This window comes from Variovorax raffinosi (assembly GCF_051216615.1).
Lineage (GTDB): Bacteria > Pseudomonadota > Gammaproteobacteria > Burkholderiales > Burkholderiaceae_C > Variovorax.
In genome coordinates, this window is sequence record NZ_JBPJZR010000004.1 from 124,638 (window position 1) to 147,684 (window position 23,047).

Sequence of the window (23,047 nt, forward strand, 5' to 3'; positions counted from 1 at the left end):
CGGTCAGCGATTGACGAGTTGTTTGGGCGTGAGCCACACGCCGATGGCCCCGAGCACGAGGGCCGCGGCCAGCACGTACATGCCGATCTGCGTGCTGCCCGTGAGGTCCTTGAGATATCCGATGAGGTACGGGCTCACGAAGCCCGCAAGGTTCCCCACCGAGTTGATGGCCGCGATGCCCGCGGCCGCGGCCGTGCCCGAGAGGAACGCGGTGGGCAGCGACCAGAAGAGCGGTGCGCAGGTCAGCACGCCGGCTGCGGCGAGCGAAAGGAATGCGAGCGACACGGCCGTGTTCTGCGTGTACGAGGCGGCCACGGTGAAGCCGACGGCGCCCATCATCGCGGGCACGATCAGGTGCCAGCGGCGCTCCTGCCGGCGGTCGGCGCTGCGGCCGAAGAGGTTCATCGCGACGATCGCGCAGACGAACGGAATCGCGCTCAGCAAGCCGATATTGAAGTTGCCCTGCACGCCCGTGGCTTTCACCAGCGTGGGCAGCCAGAAGGTCAGCGCGTACTGGCCCATGACGAAGGCGAAGTAGATCAGCGCCATCCACCACACGCGTGCATCGCGGAACACCGCGGCCACCGAGTGCGGGCCCTTGGCGCCGTGCGCCTGGTCGCGCTCGACCTCGCGCTGCAGCAGCGCCTTTTCTTCGGGCGAGAGCCATTTGGCCTGCTGGATGCCGTTGTCGAGGTAGAAGAGAACGATCACGCCGACCAGCACTGCGGGAATGGCTTCGATGATGAACATCCACTGCCAGCCGTGCATCGACGAGACGCCGTGGAAGGCGTCCATGATCCAGCCCGACAGCGGATTGCCGAAGATGCCCGCCACGGGTATCGCCGACATGAAGACCGCGATGATCCGCGCGCGCCGGTGCGAGGGATACCACTGGGTCAGGTAGAGGATCACGCCGGGATAGAAGCCCGCCTCGGCCACGCCGAGCAGGAACCGCAGGATGTAGAAGCTGGTGGGCGTCTGCACGAACACGAAGCATGCCGAGAGCAGGCCCCAGGTGATCATGATGCGCGCGATCCACATGCGCGCGCCCACGCGGTTGAGCAGCAGGTTGCTCGGCACCTCGAAGAGGAAGTAGCCGAGGAAGAAGATGCCGGCGCCCAGGCCGAACACGGTTTCGCTGAACCCGAGGTCCTGCCCCATCTGCAGCTTGGCGAAGCCGACGTTCACCCGGTCCAGGTACGCGATCACGTAGCAGAGCATCAGGAAGGGAACGAGGCGCCAGAAGACCTTGGCATAGGTGCGCTTCTCGAGCGCGGTGTCGGCGGCCGATGGGGCCGTGGCCGGGGGCGCGCCGGCCTGGAGGGTTGGAGTCATGACAGGGAAGTCCGCTTGCAGCTTTGGATGAAAAGCTTGGGTGAAGAAAGCGAGGTCGTCTCGTTGCCGTGCAGCGCGGCCGCCTCTTTATTTGTCAGGTCATCATACAAATTCAAGCCAAGCTGGCTGACCCGGGTAAACCCTCAAGCCGCAGCTCGTTTCCTTCTTCTTGCTTATTTGCCTGCGGGCCAGTCTTCGACCAGCGGCCGCGCGAGTTGCGCGCCTTCCTGCTGCCAGAAGGCTGGATCGGCCTGTTCGATGCGGCGGATGGCGTTGTCCATGTGGGACTTGGCGGCCTCGCGGGCGCGCAGCGGGTCGCCAGCCTCGATGGCTTCGACGATCTGCGCATGCTCCTGCGCGACCTCGCGCGCGAAGTCGGCGCGGCGCGCTTCGTTGGCGCGGGTGACGCGTGTGGCGCCGTGCAAAAACTGCCGCAGGTATTGCAGCGTGCCGATCAGGAACGGGTTGCGCGCGGCCTCGGCGATGGCGCGGTGAAAGCGCACATCTTCGTCGGCGCCGTTGCCGCCGGCAGCCACCGCGGCGTGCAGCGCATCGATAGCGTCACGGATGCGTTGCACGTCTTCAGGCGTGCGGCGCTCGGCCGCGAGCGCGGCCACTTCCGCTTCGAGCGCACGGCGCAGCTCGACCATCTGGATCACCGCTTCGCGCGAGGCCACGTGCGGCATCTCGAAGCGCAGCGGCTCGACACCAGCAGCACGCACGTACACGCCGCTGCCCTGTCGCGAATCCACGAGCCCCAGCGACTTGAGCCGCGAGACCGCTTCGCGGATCACGGTGCGGCTCACGCCGAACTGTTCCGCGAGCACCGCTTCGGTCGGCAGCCGATCGCCTTCGGACAAGCGCCCGCTGCGCACCTCGGCCGCGAGCGCATCGGCCACCTGGTCGGCCAGGCGGACGGCGGGGGCGAGGGATTGGAAACGGGCGGTCATGGACGCGAGGGGCGGTGGGGCCTGCGACTCTAACGCAGGCCCGCACGCCATGCCCCGCGCTGCGCAGTGCTCTGCGCTGTGCCGGTTCAGTTCAACGCGTGACGCGCGGCGCGCACGATGCTCGCGGCATCCACGCCGAAGAACTGGCGCAGTGCCGCGCGCGTGTCGCTGCGGCCGAAGCCGTCGGTGCCGAGCGTGAGGTAGCGGCGGCCTTCGGGCAGGAAGGCGCGCACGCTCTCGGGCACGGCGCGCACATAGTCGGTGGCCGCGATGATCGGGGCCTTGCCCTTGCCGAGTTGCTGCGCGACGAACGCGGTGCCGGCGTCTTCACCGGCCAGTGCACGCTGTTCGCAGGCCAGGCCGTCGCGTGCCAGTTCGCTCCAGCTCGTGACGCTGAACACCTCGGCCTCGATGCCTTCGTCGGCCAGCAATTGCGCGGCCTTGACGACTTCGGTGAGGATGGCGCCCGAGCCCATGAGCGTGACCTTCTGCTTCGCCTTGCCCTTGGCCGGCGCATACGTGCCGAAGCGATAGCACCCGCGCAGGATGTCGCCTTCCGCGCCCTCGGGCACATCGGGCTGCGCGTAGTTTTCGTTCATGAGCGTGACGTAATAGAAAACGTCCTTCTGCTCGACCATCATTTCGCGGATGCCCGCATCGACGATCACCGCCATCTCGCCCGCATACGCCGGGTCGTAGGCCTTGCAGTTGGGGATGGTCGCGGCCACGAGGTGGCTGCTGCCGTCCTGGTGCTGCAGACCTTCGCCGCCGAGCGTGGTGCGGCCCGACGTGGCGCCGAGCAGGAAGCCGCGGGCCCGCTGGTCGGCGGCAGCCCAGATCGCATCGCCCACACGCTGGAAGCCGAACATCGAGTAGTAGATGTAGAAGGGCAGCATCGCGAGGCCGTGGACGCTGTAGCTGGTGGCCGCTGCCGTCCAGCTTGCGATGGCGCCTGCTTCGCTGATGCCTTCTTCGAGGATCTGCCCGTCGGTGGCTTCGCGGTAGCTCAGCACCGAGCCGATGTCTTCCGGCGCATAGCGCTGGCCCACGCTCGAATAGATGCCGACCTGCTTGAACAGGTTGGCCATGCCGAAGGTGCGCGCCTCGTCGGCCACGATGGGCACGATGCGCGGGCCCAGGGCCTTGTCTTTCAGGAGGTTGCCCAGCATGCGCACGAAGGCCATGGTGGTGCTCATTTCCTTGCCCGCCGCTGCCGTCGCAAACTGCGCGTAGCTCGCGATATCGGGCTTGGGCACCACGTCGCAGGCGGTCTCGCGGCGCGGCATGGCGCCGCCGAGCGCTTCGCGGTGCTGGCGCAGGTAGCGCATCTCGGCGCTGTCTTCGGTGGGGCGGAAGAAGTCCATCGCGGTGGCCTGCGCATCGGTCAGCGGCAGGTTGAAGCGGTCGCGGAATTCGATGAGGTCGACGTCGCCCATCTTCTTGTGCGAGTGCGTGGTCATCTTGCCCTGGGCCGCGCTGCCCATGCCGTAGCCCTTCTTGGTGTGGGCCAGGATCACGGTGGGCTGGCCCTTGTGCTTGGCCGCCGCGGCGTAGGCCGCATGGATCTTCACGAGGTCGTGGCCGCCGCGCTTGAGGCGGTCGATCTGCTCGTCGGTCATGCCTTCGGCAAGGCGCGCGAGTTCGGGGTTCTGGCCGAAGAAGTTGTCGCGGTTGAAGCGGCCGTCTTTCGCGGCAAAGGTCTGCATCTGGCCGTCGACGGTGTTGGCGAAGACACGGGCCAGGGCACCGCTCACGTCCTGCGCGAACAGGCCGTCCCAGTCGCTGCCCCACACGAGCTTGATGACGTTCCAGCCCGCGCCGGCGAAGAGCTTTTCAAGCTCGTCGATGATGCGGCCGTTGCCGCGCACCGGGCCGTCGAGGCGCTGCAGGTTGCAGTTGACGACCCACACGAGGTTGTCGAGCTTCTCGCGCGCTGCGAGCGTCAAGGCGCTCATCGACTCGGGCTCGTCCATTTCGCCGTCGCCGAACACGCCCCAGACCTTGCGACCTTCGCAGTTCAGCAGATTGCGGTGCGTGAGGTAGCGCATGAAGCGCGCGTGATAGATCGAGCTGATGGGGCCGATGCCCATCGAGCCGGTGGGGAACTGCCAGAAGTCCGGCATCAGGTACGGATGCGGATAGCTGCACAGGCCGCGCGCGCCGCTGCCTTCGGTGAAGGCGGGCGCGGTGAGTTCCTGGCGGTAGTGGTTCAAGTCTTCTTCGCTGAGGCGCCCTTCGAGGTACGCACGCGCGTACACGCCGGGCGCGCTGTGCGGCTGGAAGAACACGAGGTCGCCACGATGCGCTTCGCTGCGTGCGTGGAAGAAATGATTGAAGCCGGTCTCGAACAGATCGGCCGCGCTTGCATAGCTGGCGATGTGTCCACCGAGTTCGCCATACGCCTGGTTGGCCTTGGCCACCATCGCGAGCGCGTTCCAGCGCATCAGCGAGGCCAGCCGCTCTTCGATGGCGAGGTCGCCCGGGAACGGCGGCTGGTCTTCCGCCGCGATGGTGTTGACGTACGGCGTCGCGAGTTCGGGCTGCCAGCCGATGCGCTGCTGGCGCGCGAGGCGGGCCAGCTCCACCAACATCTGGCGTGCGCGCTGCGGACCATGCGTTTGCGCCAGCGCCAGGAAGGCGTCGCGCCACTCGGCGGTCTCTGCAGGGTCGGGGTCGTGCGAAAGCGGCGTGTCGAGCAGCAATGCGCGCATCTGGTCGGCTGAAATCGGGGCGTTCATACCGGCACTTTAGGCCGGCATGCGGAGAATTAGCTACCGGCACGGCCAATTCCCTGCAGTCGTCACAGCATAAGATGCCGCCACTTTCAACTTGCACGGCATTTCATGCAACTCGACGCCATCGACCTGCGCATCCTCGACGAACTGCAGCGCGACGGCGCGCTGTCGAACGTGGAGCTGGCGCGCCGCGTGCACCTGTCGCCCTCGCCATGCCTGGCCCGGGTGAAGGCGCTCGAAGCCAACGGCGTGATCGGCCGCTACGTGGCGCTCGCGAGTCCCAAGGCGCTGGGCCTGGGCCTGAACGTGTTCATCTCGATCAGCCTGAAGACGCAGAGCAAGCATTCGCTGGCCGACTTCGAGCAGCGCATCGCCGAGCACGACGAGGTGATGGAGTGCTACCTGATGACTGGCGACCGCGACTACCTGATCCGCGTGGCCGTGGCCGACATGGCGGCGCTGGAGAAATTCATCATGGAGCAGCTCACGCCGATCCCGGGGATCGAGAAGATCCGGTCGAGCTTTGCGTTGAAGCAGGTGCGGTACAAGACGGCGCTGCCGTTGCCGACGGCGCCGTCCTGAGCGTCAGGGGTTCAGCGTCGTCAGCGACTTGCCTGCGCTGTAGAGCATGGTGATTTCCTTGGTGGTCAACAGCCGGTTCCACATGGCCACGTCGTTGTACTTGGGTGCCACCTTGCCGATGGCGTAACCGCTGTAGAACTTGCCGGTCGCATCCTCATTGAAGACCAACGGCCCGGCGGGCAGCGCCTTCGCCATGTCCAGGGCCGCCAGGTCGAGCGCGGCGCTTTGCAGTTTCTGCCCAGGATTCCCGACATAGGCGGTGGCCTTCTTCGCCACGGTGTCGACGCTCAGCGCGATGTACACCCACTGGTCCGATGGAATCGACAACGTGGCGTCGGCGCGCTGCTTGCCATCGCCGAAATTGAAGGTCAGCGCGTTGGGCGAATCGGTCTGGCTGGCGATGAAGCCGGGGTTCGCGCCCGAGGCCCAGTTCTTGTTGGTCACGACAGGCAGCCACGCCTGCTTGGCATCCGAGTTGAACCAGAAGCCCAGCGTGAACTGCGCACGGCCGGTCCAGTCGATCGGCATGACGTAGCTGTTGACCTTGGGGTCGATGACCAGCGCCTTGCCCGAGAAGCCATCGGCAACGTAGGACACCGGGGTCGGCGGCGTGGGCTTCAACAAGGCCAGTCCGGGCCCGCCCTTCGCATCGCCCAGGCCGCCATCGAACGAGATGAAGGTGCGCAACTGATCGAGCAGCGAAGGCGCGAGCTGATCGACCGGCTCGACGTAGCTGACCTCGGCGCGCGTGGCGAGCGGCACACCATCGGCCGTCACAACATAGTTGAACAAATAGGTCTTCTCGCCTTCGGCGCCGAGCCCCGGAGGCTCTTCGCTCCATGCGGTGGCCGCGGGCGGCAGCGTCTTGACCGGCTTGTTGTCGCGGTACACGCGCAGTTCCGCCGGGGGCGTTGCATCGGCCGCAAGCTTCCAGTCCAGGCGAATGGTCTTGGGCGCATCCGGGGCGGTGCTGGCGCGCAACTGCTGCACGCCCGGCTTGCCGAGCAGCGATTGCCCGTCCATGGTCCACAAGGCAGGGTCGGCATCGACGGCGCCCAGGAAGTCCAGCACGGTCGGCGCAATGTCGGCGGCACTGGGATAGTCGTACAGGTCCATGGGGGCCGCGGCATTGAACACCGCGTTGGCCGGCTTGTTCAGTGCGATGAACGTGGTCTTGTCCGCCCGTGGCGGCGGCACCGGCGCGCCCTTCGCGCGCATGGCCCGGTCGGTGCTTGCAAGTACCAGCCATTCTTCCTTGCCGTTCGCCTGCTGGCGCGCCTGGATGGCGGCCAACAGCTTCGCGACCTGCGCGTCCAAAACTTCCAGCGCGCCCTTGTAGTCGCTGTCGGAGCCGGTGCTCGCAATCGGCGCCAGCGCATGAAAATTCGCGAGCACAAGGTCGTGGCTGCCGTTCGCGATGGCCTTTTCGGCCGACGCTGCAACGCAGAGATCGACACCGGCGCAATCGACCAGCCGGTCGATGGCCGCGCCCTGCACATCCGCCTGCAGCAAACCGACGAGCTGCGCATTGCTGGCCGCCACGGCGGCCTTGCGCGAGGGACTGGCGGATGCGAGCCGCCGGAAAAGCGTGTCGGCCTGCGGGGTCTGGGCCACCGCATCCGAATTCACCTTGTGCCGATTCGCCCAGGCACCGGTCACGATGGTGGCCCAGCCGGGCCCGCTCAGTGTTTCCTGTTGAGTGACCGTGCCGGCGATGCCACCGGTGTAGGCGGCCCGGAGCTTCAGTTGCGCGAGCGCCGGCATCCGTTGCTGCGCAATCGCCTCCTGCAACTGGTTGATGTTCAGCCCGTCGATGCCGATCAGCAGCACCTTGCGGGATGTCGCCGCGGGAGGTACAGCGGGCGCGGCGCCTGTCGGCCCGGAGCCGAAAGGGAGTCCACCACCGCCGCCACCACCACCGCAGCCGGACAGGAGCGCAATGAGCGCCACACAAAGAAGGTTTTTCCAGCCGGAATGCATGGCGTGCGCCCTACAGCGAATCGACGGCAACGCCGCCGATCCTGGGGTCCGTGAGGCTGTGCCGGCCGGTCTCGACATGGCCCGCGAAACGACGCAGGAAGCCGCTTTGCGCATCGGTCGTGATGCGCACGTCGAACCACTGCGCACTGGCCGACAGATTCCAGGTGTCGTGCACCGATGCGTCCGGCTGGACCACGAGGCTGCGCGAGTCCTTGCTGTCGTACCCATTGGCGACGAAGAAGGTGCACGCGGACTTGCCTGCATTGCTCAAGGTCAGGACGAGGTGGCCATTGACGACGTCGTAGCAGGCTCGCGCTTCGGGCCGGGCCGCTGTGTCCGAAGGCGCGGCAAGTTGCCCCTTGAACTGGTTGAGGAACCCGTTGGGGCCGTAGACCGAGAAGTCGTACACGGCCCCGGTGCCACCGGCCGCCTCGGGCGTCCAGCTGTCCGACAGCGTCTTGCCGGCCTCCACCGAGTATTGCCACGGGCCTCTGCGGTCGTCGGCATCGGTGAAGGTGCGGTCGGGAAACACCGTGTCGTCGGGCTCGTAGGCCTTGTCCGCGACGTTGAAGGTTGCCCGGTTGTTCGCGTAGACGATGAACCCGGCGCCGGCCGCGCCGGTGTTGGCGAAGTCGATCCAGAAGCGCTTGCCGTCCGGGTCCGGCCGCGCATGCGCGAACAGCTCATACGGCAAGGCGCGTGCCGGCCGCTGGCCCATCTGCTGGACAGGCCGTGACGGTGTGACCGGCGGCACCGGACCGGGCAGCTTGCGGCCGGCGTCGGCAACGGTCTTGTAGTTCTGGGTGTCCGGCAGCGCAGGCAAGCTGCTGTCCGGCGTCTTGAAGTCGAAGGCCGAGGTCAGGTCGCCGCACATCGCCCGGCGCCAGGGCGAGATGTGTTCGCAAGCCACGCCGAAGCGTGCTTCGATGAAGCGCAGCACGGAGGTGTGGTCGAACACCTGCGAACACACCCAGCCGCCCTTGCTCCACGGCGAGATCACCAGCATGGGAACGCGCGGCCCGAGTCCGATGGGCACGCCGTTGTAGTTTTCTTCGGCCGTGGACACGGTGCTTTGGCCCTGGTAGCCGTAAAGCCGCGTGTTGACCGGCGGCACGTAGGCGGGCATGTGGTCGAAGAACCCGTCGTTCTCGTCGTAGTTGACGATGAACACGGTCTTGGCCCAGACGGCAGGATTGGACGTCAGCGCGTGCAGCAGCTTGTCGACCAGCGCCTGGCCTGCGGCCGGCGTTGCGGTCGGGTGCTCGCAGTAGGCGTCGGGGCACACGATCCATGACACCTCCGGCAACCGGTCGTTCCGTACGTCGTCGGCAATCGCATTGGCCAGCACTTCGTCGTAAGGCTCTTCGTTGGAAGCCAACTGGCTGCCGACATAGGACCGGCCCCGCCGGTAGAGATCGGACTTCTTGTCGAGCTTGCGAAAGGCCTTGTGGTACGCGACCGAGTTGCAACCGTAGTTCGAATAGGCCTGGTACACGCGCCAGTCGATCTTCTTTTCCTGCAACTGCTCCGCGTAGCAACGCCAGCGCAACCCCTCCCAGGGGTCGTCCTTGTCCATGTCGCCGGTCCAGTTGTTGTCCAGTTCCTGGCCGTGCAACCGCTTCTTGCCGTTGGTGGCGTCATAGCCGCTGAGCGTGTAGACGCTGGCGCCGCCGGTGAAGTACTGGCGGTTCGGCTCGGTGTTGGCAAAGATCGAGCAATGGTTGGCATCGCAGATCGTGAAGGCGTTCGCGAGCTGGTAGTAGAACGGCAGGTCCTGCTCGGTGTAGTAGCCCATCGACATGCGGCTCTTCAACGGCACCCACGCGTCCCAGTTCTTCCAGATGCCCTGCTCCAGCTTCCAGCTGTGGTCGGTACCGCCCACCTGGTGTGCGCTGGTGGCGCTGGTGTCGAGCCGGAAGGGCAGCACGTAGCCGAGCTTGGCCTGCGCGGCGGGATCGCCTTCGTACCAGGTGCTTTTCTTGTGCCAGTTGTTGAAGCCGACGTTGGCATAGCCGGTGCGCGACTCTGCATTCCTGCCGACGCTCTGGTACCACACGGGCCTGCCGCTGGGCAGTGGCACGGGCCGCGGATCGCCAAAGCCCCGCACACCGTTCATGGTGCCGAAGTAGTGATCGAACGACCGGTTCTCCTGCATCAGCACGACGATGTGCTTGACGTCCTGAAGGGTGCCGGTGACGTTGTTGGCGGGAATGGCCAGCGCGCGGCGGATGCTGGGCGGAAACGCGGCCAGCGCCGTTGCGGCGATGCCGACACCGGCCGTGTTCTGCAGGAATGTGCGACGTGAATTCATGGATGTGCGCCCGGTTGGCTCAGAGGGCCGCGGGCGGCGGCGCGCAATGAATGCCGGCGGTGGGCGCGGGCGGCGTTGCAGGCGTGACCGGGGTGGGCGTCGGAATCCCGGCGACAGGACCGGTGCTGCCACTGCTGCCGCCACAGGCTGCGAGCACGCAGGCCAGGCCTAGCGCGATGGACAGGCGCGCAAGAATGCGATGCATGAATGAAGCTCCCCTTGAAAGTCTTTGTTATTGCGAGGCGCCGGCGCGAACCCGGTCGCGCGAGGAAACAGAAGCAACAAGACGGCGGCGACAGGTGCGCCGCCGTCCCGACCTTCATCAGGTCTTCGAGAGCTTCGGCTGGATCGGGTCGGCGGTGAGGTAGCCGACCGCGGAGCTGTAGCGGTCGTTGTAGTTCTTGCGCACCAGCGGATCGAGCGTGACGTAGACCTTGCTGTGCAGGCCGTCCGCAGGCGTCTTCGAAGGGCCCGTGCCCCAGTCACCCGCGTGCTGGAAGTTGCTCATGATGTAGGTCCAGCCGTTGAGCTCATCGACCGCATGCAGGCCGGTCGACTCGCCGCCGGAGGGAATCGACATGATCCGCGAGAGCTTCTTCGTGTCGATGTTGTAGGCCCACAGGAAGTTGTTGACGTGGCTGCTGCTGTCCTCGCCGATGAACAGGGTGCGCAGCTTTTCCGAGAACTTGAGGTTGTCGGGGTTGCCGATCTTGTCGGGGTTGGAGGTGTTGCCAAGCGCATCGGGATTCTTGAGGTCTTCACCCACGATCAGCGCGCGGGTCTGCGTCGGCACCCAGTCGCTGTTGATGGATGTACCGTCGGTGTCCTTCTGGCCGCCCGCGAGGTTGTGCGCCATCACGCCGCCGGCGCTGAGCTTGGTGGGCAACGCGATGTTGGTGGCGGCCGACCAGCCCGTGCCGCCCACGACCATCGAGTCCTGGATGTTCTGCAGCGCGGAGTAGGCCACCTTGTCCTTGATGTTGACGGTGGTGCCTTCCATCTTGGTGAAGGCCATGCTGGCGCCCTTGAGGTTGGCGTAGCGGTGGGTTTCGAGGAAGGCGGCGGCCTTCTCCATGCCGGGCTTCAGCTTGACGTAATTGGCCTTGCCGTTGGCGAACAGCTTGGTGTAGCTGGGGTCGCTCGGATCGCTCGTCTTGACGTCCATGATGTCGACCGCCTTGAGCGTGTCGGCGAGGTTCTCGATCTCGGCGCTGGTCGCATGGCCGAGGTTGATCCACGTGATCTTCGTGGCGGCGGCGGCCGGGTCGATCGAGTAGCCCGCGTCGTACCTGGCGACGTAGAGCGTGCCGGCCGACAGGTCCTTTTCCTTGTCGGCGACGAACATGAAGAAGCCGCCGTTGGTGTAGTCGTCACCCATGAGTGCGGTGCGGTTGTCGGGCATGACCTGGATCAGCTCATGCGAGATGCGGCCCATGCAGTAGTGCTTCTTGACACTGCCGGTGCCGTCGGGGTTCACCGTGATTTCGGGCAGGTGGCCGTAGTGGTACGGGTTGGCCTTGGTCGGGTCGCCGAACACGTTCTGGCTGTAGGCCTGGAACATGGCACTGCCCGCTGCGGTGGTCGCGTCGGGCTCGTACTCTTCGCTCGACAGGTGGGTGTTCCAGGGCGACAGGCTGGCGCCGCAGGTGATCCAGAGACCATGGGCGCTCGACATGTCGACGTTGTGGTACTTCACGAGGCTCAGCTTGCCCGTGGTCTGGTCCTGGTCGAGCGTGAGCACGGCGATGGGGGACGGCAGCATGCCGTAGGTATCGGCGCCGCTCAGATCGCGCGTGTTGTATTCAAACTGGACCACAGCGAACACCGGCTTGCCCTTGATGCCGGTCACAGTCGCGTTCGGCAGCGAAAGCAGCGACGTGCCATCGGGGCTGTCGGAGAAGAACTGACGGTTCTTGCCGGCCACCGAGGTATCGATGATCGGCTCGTTCTTGATGTTGACATAGCCGCCTGCGAGGATCTTGCCGCCCTTGCCATCGGACACCATGTCGCCGGTCAGGAAGAAGGGCTGGTAAGCCAGCTTGTATTCGGTGGAGCTGCCGTTGTCGAACGACACCTTGAAGGTCGAGCCGACGGTGGTGGTGGCCATGGCGGCCGCATCGGCGAGCGTCGGCGCGGGCATGCCCGTGAATTCGGCCGAGGCGAACTTGGCGGCAGGTGCGGGTGCCGGCGCTGGCGCGGGCGGAGGAACGATGGGCGGGAAGACCGTGCCGCCGCCACCACCGCCGCAGGCGGTGAGGAAGGCGACGCCGCCGAGCGGCAGCATCGGGGCGGCGCCCAGCAATTTCAGGGCGTGGCGGCGGGAGGCGCTGGGGGCCTGGGTGGAGTCAGTCATTTGTTTTTCCGGAGATCGTGGAGGAGGCGTCGTGAGGCCTTAAGTCAGCCTCCCGTCAGGCACAGGACCATAGTTGGCGGCCATGACGAAACCGTGCATTGCTCATGACAGAGCGATGACACTGCACGCCGCAAGGGCGTGCCGATCAACGGAAAAAGTGGCTGGCGCGGCTCAGGGCGCCGGCAGCCCGCGCGGCCACAGCGCCCACAGCCGCAGCGGCTGGTTCACGCTCGCCGCGAGCCGGCCCGCATCGGCGCCGGTGCCGGCAAAGTAGTCGGCCCGCACCGCGCCAAGAATGGCGCTGCCGGTGTCCTGCGCCACCACCAGTTTCTGCAGTTGCGCCGCCGGTCCGCTGGACGCCAGCCACACCGGCGTGCCGTACGGAATGCTCTCGCGGTCGACCGCGATCGAGCGCCCCGCCGTCAGCGGCACCCCCTGTGCGCCGCGCGGGCCGAAGGCGGCATCGACTTCGCTCATCGTCTCTTCGCGGAAGAACACGTAGCGCGGGTTGCTCCACAGCAGTTGCGTCACGCGCTGCGGGTTCTGCGCGACCCAGGCCTTGGTGTCGTCGGGCCACTTGCCGACCTTGGTCACGCCCTGGCTCATCAGCCACTGCTGCACGCTACGGTAGGGCTGCTCGTTGGTGGCCGAGAAAGCCACGCGCACGGTGTGCTGGTAGCCGTTGGCCTCGGTGATGCGCAGGCGCCCGGAGCCCTGGATGTGCAGCATCAGCGCGTCGATGGGGTCGGCCATCCAGGCGATCTCGCGGCCGCGCAGCGCGGCCTGGGCCTCGGGCAGGGTCTCGATTTCCTGGCGCGAATACCAGGGGCGGCGCGGCACGAGGCCGTCCGGTGCCTGGTAGATCGGCACGTTGAAGGTGGTGCTGGGCACGCGCGAGGCCTCGTACACGGGCTCGTAGTAGCTGGTGAGCTTGCCTTCGGTCTGGCCGTTCAGCGCCTCGACGCGGTAGGGCTGCAGCCGGTCGGTCATCCACTGGCGCTGCTCTTCGGGGGTGGCGATGGTGAGCTGGCGCACGTCGCGGCACAGCGGCGCAAAGGCGGCGTTGGGGCGCGAGCAGTTGGCCAGCAGGGCGATCCACGCTTCATGCAGCGGGTCTTCGTCGAAGCCCGGCAACTCGGTCCAGCCGACCGGCACCCAGCGGCTCTTGGGATGTGCGAGCGAGCCGGTCAGCGGGCCGAGGTCGCGCGGCGGGGCGATGACGGCAGGACGGGTTGGCGCAACAGGCACGCGCGGGCCGACGGAACAGCCGGCCAGCGTTGCTACGATCACCAGCCCAACCGTCCACAGGAGTCCATTTCTCATGGGTTTGATTCTGCTTGAAGCCCTCGCCGCGGGACTCGTGTTCATCTTGATCATTTGGTGGACCATGTTTTCCGGCCGCAAGAAGGGTGAATTGCACGACGATGCCGACGCCGAGGACGGCGCCAAGGCCGCCGAACGGAATCCGCCGCCGAAACCGTGAATTGATCGTGTAGCCCGACGCCGCACGCTGGTGTCGGAAAAGCACTCTATTGCTATTACTTTAGTAGCAATAATCGCAGCATTCATGCGCGATGGCGAAACTTTTCTTATTTTCCGTAGGGCTATGAACCCGTACCATGGAGGCACGTCCGGGAGCTAAGCTGTGGCCCGCCTGATTCAACCTAGAAAGGTATCGCCATGAAAAAATTCATCCTCGCCACCACCGCAACGGCCATCGTCCTGTCCGGCTGCGCCGGCGGCATGACCGACACCCAGCGCAACACCGGCATCGGCGCCGGCATCGGCGCGCTCGGCGGCGCAGTCATCGGCTCCGCCACGGGCGGCAACCGCGGTGCCATCGGCACGGGCGCGGTGGTCGGCGCGGCAGCCGGCGCGCTCGGCGGCTACCTGTGGTCGCAGCGCATGGAAAACCAGAAGCGCCAGATGGAAGCCGCCACCCAGGGCACGGGCGTGGCCGTGACGCAAACGGCAAACAACGAGCTGAAGCTGGCCATTCCGAGCGACGTGTCGTTCGATGTGGGCCGCTCCAACATCAAGTCGAATTTCGCGCCGGTGCTCGACCAGTTCGCCAGCGGCCTGCGCAACAACCCGAACGCCGAGGTGCGCATCATCGGCCACACCGACAGCACCGGCACCGACGCCATCAACAACCCGCTGTCGGTCGACCGTGCGTCCAGCACGCGCGACTACCTGGTGGCACGCGGCGTGAATGCCGGCGCCTTCCGCATCGAAGGCCGCGGCTCGCGCGAGCCGATCGCCGACAACAACAGCGACGCCGGCCGGGCGCAGAACCGCCGCGTCGAGATCTACGTGGGCGAGCGCGCACCGCAGGGCTGAGCCACCGCCGCGCATCCGTCACACAGGGGAAACCGGTCGCGTTGAAAGGCCGGTTCCCGACGCCATTCCATTGGTCCAAGAAGAGGGAAAACTCATGAAGAGATATGTTGTTGCGAGCGCGGCGGCCGCCGCGTTGACGTTCATTGCGGGCTGCGCCTCGCAATCGACCCCGCCGCCCGCACCCGCACCCGCGCCTGCCGCCGCCCCCGCCAACAGCTGGACGGCACGCCTGGCCGCGCTGAAGAGCGACCTGGAGGCTTCGACCAAGGGCACGGGCGTGGTGATCGAGCAGACCACCGACAACCAGCTTCATGTGGTGATCCCGAACGACCTGTCGTTCGACACGGGCCGCTCCAACGTCAAGCGCAACCTGGCACAGGTGCTCGACAAGGTCGCCGAAGGCCTGAAGACCGCCACCACCGCCAGCGTGCGCGTGGTCGGCCACACCGACAACACCGGCAGCGACGAAGGCAACGAGCGCCTCTCGGTGAGCCGTGCCGACAGCGTGCGCAACCACCTGGTGGGACGCGGCGTGTCGACCACCGCCATCGCGACCGACGGCCGTGGCGCACGCGAACCGCTGGTCGACAACAACACCGCGGCCGGCCGCGCACAGAACCGCCGCGTCGAGATCTTCGTCGCGGAAAAGGTCTGAGCGTCTAGGGCCTGTTCACCCTAGAGATCCCGAAGCCGGTTCGCCAATTCGACGGCCGACTTCACTTCCATCTTCTCGAACACGCGCGCGCGGTGGACCTCCACCGTGCGCACGCTGATCGCGAGCTGGTCGGCAATCAGCTTGTTCGGCAGGCCCTCGACCACGAGCCGCATCACGTCGCGCTCGCGGTCGGTCAGCTCGGCAATGCGCTCGGCCAGGCTGCGGCGCACGCGCTGCGCCTCCAGCTCTCGCAGCGACGCGCCCAGCGCCTGCTCGATGCGGTCGACCAGGGCGTTGTCTGAAAACGGCTTCTCGCAGAAATCGAAAGCACCACGCTTGACCGCATCGACGGCGGTCGGCACATCGGCATGGCCGGTCAGGAAGATCACCGGCATCGCGGCCAGCAAGCCGCGCTCGGCGAGCCGGTCGAACAGCACCAGCCCGCTGGTGCCGGGCATGCGCACATCGAGCAGCAGGCACAGCGGCTGCTCGGGCAGCGGGCCCTGGTCGAGAAACTGCTCGAAGGCCTCGGCGCTGCCGAAGTGCTCGGAAGCCAGGCGCCGCGAGCGCAGCAGCCAGGCCAGGGCCTCGCGCACGCTGGCGTCGTCGTCCACGATAAAGATCAAGCCATCGATCAGCGGTTGCATGCCATGAGGTCCAACGAAAAGTTTGAAAACGCAGTCAGGCTGCGGTCGGCAGGGTAAATCGGAAGATGGTGCCGCGTGGGCGATTGGGCTCGAACATGAGTGCGCCCCCGTGTTGCTCCACCACGGTGCGGCACAGGCTCAGCCCGAGCCCCATGCCATCGGCGCGCGTGGTGAAGAAGGGCGTGAAGAGCCGCTCGGCCACTTCCGCGCTGATGCCGCAGCCCAGGTCTGCCACCGAAAACTCCAGCCAACGGCGGCCGTCTTCCTGGCCCGTGCCGCCCACCGCCACGGCGCGTGCCACGCGCAGCCGCAACACCCGGCTGCCGACGTTGTCGGGGCTGTCCATGGCCTGCATCGCATTGCGCGCCAAATTGAGCAGCACCTGCTCGACCAGCGTGCGGTCGCACATCGCCGCGGGCAATCTGTCTTCGAGCACCACTTCGATGATCACGCCGAGCTTGCGCGCCTGCAGCCGCACCAGCGGCAGCACGGCGTCGATCAGCGCCTGCGGCGCCACGGCCTCGCGCGTGCGGTCGCGCCGGCGCACGAAGTCATGCACGCTGCGGATCACCTGCCCGGCACGGTCGGCCTGCTCGGCGATGCGCTTCACGGCCATCGCGACTTCACCCTGGTCGCCGGTCGCGTTCGGCCCGAGCAGGTTGAGCGAGCCGCTCGCATAGCTGGCAATGGCAGCCAAGGGCTGGGTGAGTTCGTGGCTCAGCAGCGACGCCATTTCGCCGACCGTGGCCAGTCGCGCGCTGGCCTGCAGGCGCTCCTGGCTGGCGCGCGAGAGTTCTTCGATGCGGCGCTGCTCGCTCACGTCGATGAACGCGCTCATCCAGCCGGTCTGCACGCGGTGCGCGTTGATGAGCGGCGCCTCGAAGATCAGCACCGGAAAGCGCGTGCCGTCCTTGCGCATGAAGACCGACTCGAAGCCCTCGCGCGGCGGCATGCCGCCGGCCAGGCGCCGTGCCTGGCGCTGCTGGTATTCGTGCGCCAGCTCGGTGGGCCAATAGGGGGCCTCGGTGTTGTCCGCCATCAGCTCTTCGGGGCTGAAGCCGACCATCTCGCAGAACGCCGGGTTGACGTAGGTGATGCGCCCCTGCAGGTCACGCGCGCGCAGGCCGGTGATGACCGAGTCTTCCATCGCCTTGCGAAAGGCCAGCGCATCGGCCAGGTCGCGTTCGGCGCGCAGCCGCCGTCGCGTGTCGCGCGCCAGCAGCACCAGCACCGACACCAGCGCGATCGAAATCGCCGTGACCAGCGCCGTGAGCATGTTCGGAAACAGGTCGGGCGCGGCGCGCCAGCCGTCCACGCGCAGCATCAGCGCGGCGCCGGGCAGGTCGATGAGCTGCTGCGAGGTGAACACGCGCGTACCAGTGCGCCGCGAGGTGCCCAGCGCCACCAGCCGCGTGCCGTCGGCCTCGGTGAAGGCTACTTCCTGGCCGCGCGTGAGCGTGGGGCCGACCAGCTCGATCAGCGCGTCGCGCAGCGAATAGCTGGCCACGAGATAACCGCCCGCGTCGATGGGCACGCACAGCTCCATCACCTCGACGCCGCCGCCACCGGTGATCGGCACGTAGTGGCTCGGCGAATAGGCCGACGCGCCGAGCTTGCGGGCGGCCGCGCAGGCCAGCGTGACGTCGGACTGCTCGGGGCCGCGGCTGGCCTCGTCGAGGATGCGCATGCGGTAGGGCGTGTTGACCGCCTCGATGGGGCGCAGCGCGGCATCGCGCCATTCGAGCCGCAGCCATTCGCGGTGCTCGCGCAGCAGGGCGGCGGCGGTGTCGACCCATTGCGAGCGCTCCACGCCCGGGGCCTGCGTGGCGCGCAGGCTCTGCGCGTTGCGCTGGAAGCCGCTGCGCAGGTCGGAGACGGCATCGGCGGTGTCGCGGTCGAGTGCGGCCTGCACCTGCTCGACCTCGTGCCGTCCCGCGAGCCACACCACGGTGACCAGCAGCGCCGACACCAGCACCGCCAGCAGCAGCCACAGAAACCAGCGCTTCCAGAGCGAGCGCAAACGCGCGAACGACAGGGGCGCTTGCCGGCGGTGCGGGGCTTCGGGGTCGACTTCGGGCGGCAGGGCCGACACGTCAGAGCACGCTGTGCGAGAGAACAGGAAGCTGGGTGCGCGAGCGCTCGACCTGTGCGGCGTCGATGTCGAACAGCACCACGCCCTCGCCGCTGGCCTGTTGCGCCACCACCGTGCCCCACGGGTCGACGATCAGCGACTGGCCCCAGGTCTGGCGGCCGTTCTCGTGCGTGCCGCCTTGCGCGGGCGCGACCACCCAGGCGAGGTTTTCGATGGCGCGGGCGCGCAGCAGCACCTCCCAGTGGGCGGCGCCGGTGGTGCGGGTGAAGGCGCTGGGCACCAGCAGCAGGTCGGCGCCCTGCTTTGCGAGCGCGCGGTACAGCTCGGGAAAGCGCAGGTCGTAGCAGACGCTCATGCCGATGCGCCAACTGTGGCCGTCGCGCGAGGGCAGGTCGAACACCACGGGCTCGGTGCCCGGCGCGATGACGCGGCGCTCGTCGTAGCGCTCGCTGCCGTTGTCGAAGAAGAACAGGTGGATCTTGTCGTAGCGCGCCACGCATTGGCCTTCGGGCGAGAAGCACAGCGAGCTGTTGAACACATGCTCGGCGTCGGTGCTTTCGATGGGCAATGTGCCGCCGACGATCCACAGCCCGAACTCGCGCGCCGAGTCGGCCAAAAAGCCCTGCACCGTGCCCGCGCCGGCGGTTTCGCGCAGGCCCAGCTTGTCGGTGTCGCGCGCACCCATCAGGCAGAAATACTCGGGCAGCACCGCCAGCTCGGCACCGGCCGCGGCCGCCTGCGCGAGCAGGTCGTGGGCGCGCGCGAGGTTGGCTTCGCGGGCAATGGCCGACACCATCTGGATGGCTGCAACTCTCATTGGGTGGTCTCCGTTTTCTTGCCTTCTTCGGCGGTCGACGAGCCTGGCAGGCCTGGCAATGCGGGCAGGCCCGGAAGGGTCGGGATGCTCTGGGGCAGCAGCTGCAGCGTACGCGGCACCTTGGCGATCTTGGGGTCGGCCCAGGTGCCTTCGACATGAAACTCCTGCGTGGCGGCGGCCGACAGCGGCTTGCTCAGCACCCATTGCGCCAGGAAGGTGCCCAGGCCGATGGCCGGGTTGATGGCGGTGGCCACCAGCGCGGCCGTGCCGGCGTTGATCTCGGGCACCACCACCACGCGCAGGTTCTGCGTCTCGCGCACGATGTCGGCCGAGCCGTCCATCAGCGCGGCGGCGTTCACGCCCTTCATCTGCAGGTTGTTGGTGCTCGCGATGCCCTTGTTGATCTTCGCGTCGCCACGGATGAAGTCGAAGGCGAAGCCCTGGCTGAACACGTCGCGGAAATCGAGCGTGAGCCGGCGCGGCAGCGCCTGCAGGCTCAGCACGCCGAGCAGCTTGGCCAGGCCCGGGTCGGCCTTGAGGAACTGGCCCGATTCCACATCGACCTGCAACTGGCCGCTCAGGCTCGGGTAGTCGAGCGAGAAGGGCGAGCCGCGCCAGTTGACGTCGCCTTCGAGCCGCCCCTTGCCGCGCCGCAGCACGCCCGGCATGCCGAAGCGCCCGAGCAGTTCGCCGGCGTCTGCAATGTCGAGCTTGAAGGTCATGGCGGTGCGGCGCAGGCCGGCCGCCGCGCCGGGAATGGCGGCCCAGGTGCCCTTGGCCGAGAAGCTGGCTTCCGGCATGGTGAAGCCCAGCTTGTTGAGCGCCCATTCGCGGCCCGCGCCGCCACGGTTGACCGCATCGATCTCGGCGCGGCCGAGCCGCTTGCCCAGCAGTTCGAAGTCGTCGATGACGATGTCCAGGGCCGGCAGCGCGCCGGGTTGCTCGTCGAGCAGGGTCTCGACCTGCGTGGCCTCGGCCGGCGCGATCTTCAGCCGCGCGAGCCGCGCATACAGCCGGCCGGCCTGCGTGTGGCGGTACTCGGCATAGCCGCTGAGTTCGGTGGCGTCGATGTTGGCGCGCCAGAGCGCGCCGTCGCGCGTGCCGCCCAGCACCACGTTGTGCAGCGTGCGGCCGGCCACGCCGAGCTGCTGCGCGCGCACCGCGATGCGGGTGGGCAGGTAGGCCAGGGCCGGATCGTCGGGCCGCTCGGTGCTGCCCGCGCTTTCGGAGGCGCTGCTCACGGCCGAGCCCAGCAGCGCCTGCCAGGCGGAGATGTCGAGCTTGACGATGTTGACGTTCGCGAACACGCCCTTGTCGGGCAGGCTGGCCGTTTCGCCCCCCGTCAGGCCGAAGCCGATGCTGCCGCGCAGCACGCGCGCCTCGGGGCCCGAGATGTCGCGCATGTACTGGATCGCGCCGACGCGGCCCAGGTCCAGCGTGAGCTGGTCCTGCGTGGCAACGCTTGCGCCCTGGCGGGTTTCGCGCGCGGTCACCTTCTTCTCGATGCGCAGCGGCATCTGCTCTTCAGCCGTCTTCACGAGCGGCGGCGGCAACTGCAGGGCCATGCCCTGCAGGCTGCTGGTGAGCGAGAACTCGGGCGCGCCATCGCGCACCGAGAAAGTGGCGGCGAAGGGCGTGCTGCCGCTGGCCTTGCTGGCCAGGCGCGAGAGCCATTCGATCTCGCGCGCGCCGCGCAGGCCGTCGGCGGTGGCCGTGCCCTGCGCCTTCAGGGCCACTTCGCGGTTGGGGCCCGAGAAGCGGCCCTTGCCTTCGACGCGGATGTCGCCGCCCAGCAGCCGGGCCTGCACGCCGGCCAGCGAGAAGCCGGTTTCGGTGAAGTTCAGCGTGCCCTTGGCCTGCGTCAGGGAAGGCGCCTCGGGCACCACCTGCAGCTCGTTGTCGGCCAGCGTCACGCTGGCCTGCACCTTGGCGTTGTCCATGGCCGCGAGCGGCAGTTCGAGGTGCAGCTTGTAGTCGGCCGAACCGGTGGCACGCGCGCGCAGCATGAGCTCGCCGGTTTCGCCGGCCAGCGGCGCGCCCGCGCGCAGCACCTCGGCCAGCGGGCCCTTGGCCTGGGCATCGACGCGCAGTTGCGGCGCGTGGTGCGACAGCTCGGGGATCTGCGCTTCGGCCTTGGTCACTTCGACGCCGTTGGTGCCGGCCAGGCGGCCGCGCGCGTTGCGCACCAGCATGCTGTCGCGCTCGAACACCAGTTCGCCCGAGAGGCCCGTGAGCGGCGGCCACACCGGCGGCGGCATGCCGTTGCTGCGCGACGGCGTGGGCGGGACATGGGGCGGCGCATAGGCGTAGTTGACGTCCGCCACCTTGGCCGCGATGCGGAAGTCGCCCAGCTTCGGATCGAGGAAGGGCATGTCGTGCAGGTCGCCGCGCACGCGGAAATCGACGCTGCTGGCCGTGCCCTTGGTGACGGCGTCGCGCACGTAGTCGCGGGTGTGCTGCGGAATGTCGAGCGGCAGGTAGCGGAACACGCGCGTGCCGTCGGCGCGGGTCAGCTTGCCTTGCAGGTCGAGCACGCCCGGGTAGTGGGCCTTGCTGCTGGAAGTGGCCGGGTCGCTGGTGCGCCAGCTCGCCTCGGCGTCGCCCTCGGCATCGACGTTGGCGAAGCGCAGCTTGGAGACCTGCAGTTGCGCATTGCCGTTGTCGAGCTTCCACTGCAGTTGGGTCGAGAGCCGATCGATCGGGATGATCGGGTCTTCGAACACACCCGGAAATTCGAGCGTGCCCTGCGCAATCGCCAGCGTGGCCGTGCCGCCGGCGTGGGTGGCGTCGAAGTCGAGCGTGGCGCCGCTCAGGCCGGGCGTGCCGGCGTGGATCTTGGGATGGACAGGCGTGGCTGCCGCGGCGGTGTTGGCGGCGGCAACCGGTGTGGTGGCCGTCGTCGTCGATGCGGGAGGAGGGCCCGCGGCAGTATCGGTGGCCCCCGGCTGCGAGGCCACGCGAAGGCCGCTGACGCGGCCCTTGGCCTGGTATTTGTCGGGCGCGCCCAGTGCGCCCTGCCAGTTCACGTCGATGTGCTCGACCAGCCCGCGCGGCGCATAGGCATCGAGCACCTTGTGCGTGGCCTCGCCCAGCGGCAGCCGGTCGGCGATGAGGGCCAGCGCCGCAAGGTCGAGGCGGTCGGCGCGCATCGCGCCGTGCTCGGGCGTGCGGCCCTTGGCCGGCGTGTGCTGCAGCCACAGGTTGCCGCCGGGCCAGCGCATGCCGTCGCTGGTCTCGAACTGCAGCGCGGTGGTCGAGAACTCGAGGGTTTCCTCGGAGCGATGGCCGGCCAGCCGGCCGGTGACGGCGCGCAGCACCAGCGGCTGCAGGCCCTTGTCGAGCGAGACGTCGACCCGGTCGAGGCCGAGGTCGGCCGCGCCGCCCACGATCTGGCCGTCGTCCACGTCGGCCCACACGCGCAGCGCGCCGTTGCCTTCGCGGATGCGGGCGTCGAGCGCCACGTACTGGCCCAGCCGCGTGACGTCGATGTAGGGCAGGTCGGCATAGAGCTGGCCGTCCCATGTCTGCCAATGGCCGCTGCGGATCGACAGCAGCGGCTGGCGGAACTGGCCGCGCAGGGTGAAGCGCTGGCCCCAGCCGGCCGGCGGCGTGGCGTCGAGCCGCAGGCCGTGGCGCAGGCCGGTGTTGCGCGCGACGAAGCGCACGTCGGTCAGCAGCAGGGGTTCGGCCCGGCGCTGTTCGTCGGTCCAGCGCACCGTGCCGCCTTCGATGACCAGCTCGCGTTGCGCGAAAAACCAGTCGGCGGCGCGGGTTTCTCCGGTCGTTTCGGTCGACATGTGCAATCCAGCCACATGGAGTTTTCCCTGAGCATCGCGGCGCACATCGACCTGCGGACCCTCGATGTAGAGCTGCTCGAAATTCAGGCGCCAGAGCGAGCGCGGCGACACGCTGGCCACCACGCGCACGAGGCGCAGCGCCTCGCGGTTGTCCGCATCCTGCAGCACCACGTCGCGCAATTCGAAGGCCGGGAAAAGCCCTTCGGAGCGGGCGGTGATCGATCCGATGCGGACCGGCACGCCGATGGCCTTGCTAGCCTGTGCCTCCAGAGCGCCGCGAAAATCACCGATTCGCGGCACAATCCACGCGTGTAGGACAACGACTGACAGCGCCAGCAGAAGCCATGCAGCGATCAGCAAACCCAACAGCCAGCGCGCCGTCACAGCGGTGATTTTGAGCAGACGTGAAGGGGTAGACGCCGTGTCGTTCATTGAGGATCGCGCTGTGTCGGG

At 67.7% G+C, this 23,047-nt stretch carries 16 protein-coding genes; 4 read left to right on the forward strand and 12 right to left on the reverse strand.

The window, feature by feature from the left end; all coding sequences use genetic code 11:
- Positions 1-3: 3 nt before the first annotated feature.
- The 3 genes from ACSFB7_RS14725 to mdeB form a co-directional block, all read right to left on the reverse strand.
- Positions 4-1,335 (reverse strand): MFS transporter, encoded by a 1,332-nt coding sequence (locus ACSFB7_RS14725; protein WP_435471259.1) that lies wholly within the window; start codon positions 1,333-1,335, stop codon positions 4-6.
- 173 nt (positions 1,336-1,508) lie between these two features.
- Complete coding sequence (locus ACSFB7_RS14730) at positions 1,509-2,285, reverse strand: FadR/GntR family transcriptional regulator (RefSeq protein ID WP_394482842.1); 777 nt, start codon at positions 2,283-2,285, stop codon at positions 1,509-1,511.
- Between the two features lie 86 nt (positions 2,286-2,371).
- The gene (gene mdeB, locus ACSFB7_RS14735) at positions 2,372-5,023 is read right to left on the reverse strand and encodes an alpha-ketoglutarate dehydrogenase (RefSeq protein WP_435471260.1); all 2,652 of its coding nucleotides are present in this window, start codon (positions 5,021-5,023) and stop codon (positions 2,372-2,374) included.
- A gap of 105 nt (positions 5,024-5,128) precedes the next feature.
- Between mdeB and ACSFB7_RS14740 the strand changes: the two genes are divergently transcribed.
- The gene (locus ACSFB7_RS14740; RefSeq protein WP_394482846.1) at positions 5,129-5,602 is read left to right on the forward strand and encodes an Lrp/AsnC family transcriptional regulator; all 474 of its coding nucleotides are present in this window, start codon (positions 5,129-5,131) and stop codon (positions 5,600-5,602) included.
- Positions 5,603-5,605: 3 nt separating this feature from the next.
- Here the strand turns inward: ACSFB7_RS14740 and ACSFB7_RS14745 are convergent, their stop codons facing one another.
- The 5 genes from ACSFB7_RS14745 to mltA form a co-directional block, all read right to left on the reverse strand.
- The gene (locus ACSFB7_RS14745) at positions 5,606-7,552 is read right to left on the reverse strand and encodes a LamG-like jellyroll fold domain-containing protein (RefSeq protein ID WP_435471263.1); all 1,947 of its coding nucleotides are present in this window, start codon (positions 7,550-7,552) and stop codon (positions 5,606-5,608) included.
- 40 nt (positions 7,553-7,592) lie between these two features.
- Positions 7,593-9,893: a phosphocholine-specific phospholipase C gene (locus tag ACSFB7_RS14750; protein WP_435471265.1), complete on the reverse strand. Its 2,301-nt coding sequence runs from the start codon at positions 9,891-9,893 to the stop codon at positions 7,593-7,595.
- A gap of 19 nt (positions 9,894-9,912) precedes the next feature.
- Positions 9,913-10,098: a hypothetical protein gene (locus tag ACSFB7_RS14755; protein ID WP_435471267.1), complete on the reverse strand. Its 186-nt coding sequence runs from the start codon at positions 10,096-10,098 to the stop codon at positions 9,913-9,915.
- Between the two features lie 117 nt (positions 10,099-10,215).
- Positions 10,216-12,246, reverse strand: a complete 2,031-nt coding sequence (locus ACSFB7_RS14760; RefSeq protein ID WP_435471269.1) for a PhoX family protein — start codon at positions 12,244-12,246, stop codon at positions 10,216-10,218.
- A 171-nt stretch (positions 12,247-12,417) separates the two neighbouring features.
- The gene (mltA, locus tag ACSFB7_RS14765) at positions 12,418-13,569 is read right to left on the reverse strand and encodes a murein transglycosylase A (protein ID WP_435471271.1); all 1,152 of its coding nucleotides are present in this window, start codon (positions 13,567-13,569) and stop codon (positions 12,418-12,420) included.
- Here mltA and ACSFB7_RS14770 point away from each other — a divergent pair.
- The 3 genes from ACSFB7_RS14770 (at position 13,568) to ACSFB7_RS14780 (ending at position 15,241) form a co-directional block, all read left to right on the forward strand.
- Positions 13,568-13,729 (forward strand): hypothetical protein, encoded by a 162-nt coding sequence (locus ACSFB7_RS14770; protein WP_435471273.1) that lies wholly within the window; start codon positions 13,568-13,570, stop codon positions 13,727-13,729. The two genes, mltA and ACSFB7_RS14770, sit on opposite strands and share 2 nt — an antisense overlap.
- Before the next feature lie 197 nt (positions 13,730-13,926).
- A complete protein-coding gene (locus ACSFB7_RS14775; protein WP_435471274.1) occupies positions 13,927-14,586 on the forward strand; it encodes a YiaD family glycine zipper/OmpA-like lipoprotein in 660 nt (219 codons plus the stop codon).
- A gap of 94 nt (positions 14,587-14,680) precedes the next feature.
- Positions 14,681-15,241 (forward strand): OmpA family protein, encoded by a 561-nt coding sequence (locus tag ACSFB7_RS14780; protein ID WP_435471276.1) that lies wholly within the window; start codon positions 14,681-14,683, stop codon positions 15,239-15,241.
- Between the two features lie 20 nt (positions 15,242-15,261).
- Here ACSFB7_RS14780 and ACSFB7_RS14785 read toward each other — a convergent pair whose 3' ends face one another.
- Genes ACSFB7_RS14785 through ACSFB7_RS14800 form a run of 4 tightly spaced genes read right to left on the reverse strand, consistent with a single transcriptional unit; the run spans position 15,262 to position 23,026 of the window.
- On the reverse strand, positions 15,262-15,888 hold the full coding sequence (locus tag ACSFB7_RS14785; RefSeq protein ID WP_435471277.1) for a response regulator transcription factor: 627 nt from the start codon (positions 15,886-15,888) through the stop codon (positions 15,262-15,264).
- Positions 15,889-15,922: 34 nt separating this feature from the next.
- The gene (locus ACSFB7_RS14790; RefSeq protein WP_435471876.1) at positions 15,923-17,971 is read right to left on the reverse strand and encodes a two-component system sensor histidine kinase NtrB; all 2,049 of its coding nucleotides are present in this window, start codon (positions 17,969-17,971) and stop codon (positions 15,923-15,925) included.
- Positions 17,972-17,981: 10 nt separating this feature from the next.
- Complete coding sequence (locus ACSFB7_RS14795) at positions 17,982-18,797, reverse strand: carbon-nitrogen hydrolase family protein (protein ID WP_435471279.1); 816 nt, start codon at positions 18,795-18,797, stop codon at positions 17,982-17,984.
- Positions 18,794-23,026, reverse strand: a complete 4,233-nt coding sequence (locus tag ACSFB7_RS14800; protein WP_435471281.1) for a YhdP family protein — start codon at positions 23,024-23,026, stop codon at positions 18,794-18,796. Before ACSFB7_RS14800 ends, ACSFB7_RS14795 begins: the two co-directional genes overlap by 4 nt.
- Between the last annotated feature and the right edge of the window lie 21 nt (positions 23,027-23,047).